Here is a 649-nt window from a genome sequence, read left to right as displayed (position 1 = left end):
AACTGGTCGGCGACCTGCGGCCGTGCGGCCGGCGAAACCAGCATGTTGCCGCGTGAGATCTCGACCTCGTCGTCGAGGACGAGCGTTATGGCCTGGCCGGCCACTGCCTGTTTGAGATCGCCGCCATGGGCGACGATGCGTTTGACATGCGAGGACTTGCCCGATTTGGCGACGACGACCGCGTCGCCTTGCGCAATGGTACCGGACGCGATGGTGCCGGCAAAACCACGAAAGTCGAGATTGGGGCGATTGACGTACTGGACCGGAAAGCGGAACGGCAGCTCGGCCGTGGCTTCGTCGACCGACACGGTTTCGAGATGCTCGATCAGTGTCGGGCCGGAATACCACTGCATGGTTTCGGAGCGGCGGCTGACGTTGTCGCCGTAGCGGGCCGACATCGGGATCGGCATGATGGCTTGGAAACCGAGATCGCGCGAGAACTGCCGGTAGTCCTCGACGATCCTGTCGAAGACCGCCTGGTCGAAATCGACGAGATCGATCTTGTTGACCGCCAGCACGATATGGCGGATGCCGAGCAGCGAGGCGATGATCGAATGGCGCCTTGTCTGGCGCAGCACCCCTTGCCGGGCATCGATCAGCACGATCGCCAGATCGGCCGTCGAGGCGCCGGTCGCCATGTTGCGGGTGT

General features: G+C 63.5%; 1 protein-coding gene. It reads right to left on the bottom strand.

Annotated features, from left to right (window positions below; genetic code table 11):
- Window positions 1-649, bottom strand: a 649-nt coding sequence (locus tag O7B34_RS32295; protein ID WP_337149708.1) for a GTP-binding protein, incomplete at both ends; no start/stop codon positions are given.

The organism is Mesorhizobium sp. Cs1299R1N3 (assembly GCF_037179625.1).
Taxonomy (GTDB): domain Bacteria; phylum Pseudomonadota; class Alphaproteobacteria; order Rhizobiales; family Rhizobiaceae; genus Mesorhizobium; species Mesorhizobium salmacidum.
This window is presented reverse-complemented; position numbering and strand designations above follow the sequence as displayed.